At 32.7% G+C, this 1870-nt stretch carries 2 protein-coding genes; both read left to right on the top strand.

What is annotated here, in order from left to right; genetic code table 11:
- Window positions 1-432 (top strand): hypothetical protein (locus IDG60_RS12845; protein WP_206160763.1); only part of this gene is annotated, 432 nt, incomplete at its 5' end.
- 181 nt (window positions 433-613) lie between these two features.
- Window positions 614-1825 carry a putative multidrug effflux MFS transporter TcaB gene (locus IDG60_RS12840; protein ID WP_001192075.1) on the top strand — a complete coding sequence of 404 codons (1212 nt, stop codon included), beginning with the start codon at window positions 614-616 and terminating at the stop codon, window positions 1823-1825.
- Window positions 1826-1870: the final 45 nt, after the last annotated feature.

The following is a 1870-nucleotide window of genomic DNA, read 5'->3' as shown; positions in this document are numbered from 1 at the left end:
ATTCTCTTAATTATTGTCGCTATTTTTGTCACACGCGCCTTACTTAACAATGATAGCGATAAAGTTAGTAATGACCCTAAAGTCTCTCAAAATTATAAAAAACAAGTTGAAAATCAAGACGGCCAAATTAACCAGCAAGTCGATAATGCTAAAGAAAATATTAAAAACAACCAAAAAACTGATGACATTATTAAAAATTTACAAAATCAAATCGACAACTTGAAGCAGCAAGAACAAAACAAAGCTGATTCTAAGCTAACTCAATTTTATCAAGACCAAATCAACAAATTGACAGAGGCAAATAATGCACTTAAAAACAATGCAAGCCAAGGTAAAATTGAAAGCATGTTAAATGATATTAATACAAAATTCGACAGTATTAAATCTAAATTAGAAAGCTTATTTAAAGATGACAATGGTGGCGCTAATTAATTATTACACCTGCTTTGATGATAAACATTAATTCCCTATACTTTATCTGTATCACTACGTTATTCGTGATGATGCATTAAGAGTATAGGGATTTTTTATATAAACTTGTATTCTAACTACATACAAATACATACAAAACGTATATAATTTATATAATTATATCATTTAAAGGAGTCTGATCATGCAATCAACGAAAACCAAAACGAAGCATTTTTCATTTTTATTGCTAATTACGTTAGGCGTCATGACCGCTTTTGGCCCACTAACTATAGATATGTACGTACCATCATTACCTAAAGTGCAAGGTGATTTTGGTTCTACTACATCAGAAATTCAATTAACATTATCATTCACAATGATTGGTCTTGCACTAGGCCAATTTATCTTTGGACCTTTATCCGATGCTTTTGGTCGCAAACGGATTGCTGTATCCATTTTGATCATTTTCATTTTGGTATCAGGTTTGTCTATGTTTGTTGATCAATTGCCATTATTCTTAACTTTACGATTTATTCAAGGTTTAACTGGTGGTGGCGTCATCGTGATTGCCAAAGCCTCTGCTGGTGATAAATTTAGTGGCAACGCACTCGCTAAATTTTTAGCATCTTTAATGGTAGTAAATGGCATCATCACTATTCTTGCACCATTAGCTGGTGGATTAGCTTTATCCGTAGCAACATGGCGTTCTATTTTCACAATTTTAACTATTGTGGCACTCATCATTTTAATTGGCGTCGCTTCTCAATTACCTAAAACATCTAAAGATGAATTAAAGCAGGTGAATTTTAGTAGCGTCATTAAAGACTTTGGAAGTCTTTTGAAAAAACCAGCATTTATTATTCCAATGCTATTACAAGGTTTAACTTATGTAATGCTTTTTAGTTATTCATCTGCATCGCCATTTATTACTCAAAAATTGTATAATATGACACCCCAACAATTTAGTATCATGTTTGCTGTTAACGGTGTAGGTTTAATCATTGTCAGTCAAGTCGTTGCTTTATTAGTAGAAAAATTACATCGCCACATATTATTAATCATTTTAACTATTATACAAGTGGTAGGTGTTGCTTTAATTATCCTGACACTTACATTCCATTTACCACTTTGGGTCTTACTCATCGCATTCTTCTTAAATGTGTGTCCTGTGACGTCAATTGGACCACTTGGTTTCACAATGGCTATGGAAGAACGAACAGGTGGCAGTGGTAACGCATCAAGTTTACTTGGCTTATTCCAATTTATCTTAGGTGGCGCTGTTGCACCATTAGTTGGCTTAAAAGGCGAATTTAATACATCACCATATATGATTATTATCTTCATTACAGCCATTCTATTAGTCAGTCTACAAATCATTTACTTTAAAATGATTAAAAAGCAACATGTCGCATAACACTTCAACATAATTAGAACCCTAGCAAAGATATCTATCTTTGTC

It is taken from the genome of Staphylococcus sp. EG-SA-2 (assembly GCF_017152085.1).
Note: the sequence above shows the minus strand (reverse complement) of the source record. Positions and strands in the feature narration are given on the sequence as shown.

Coding starts and splice junctions, on each gene's coding strand:
- IDG60_RS12840 (WP_001192075.1), top strand. CDS start 614: ATGCAATCAACGAAAACCAAAACGAAGCATTTTTCATTTTTATTGCTA.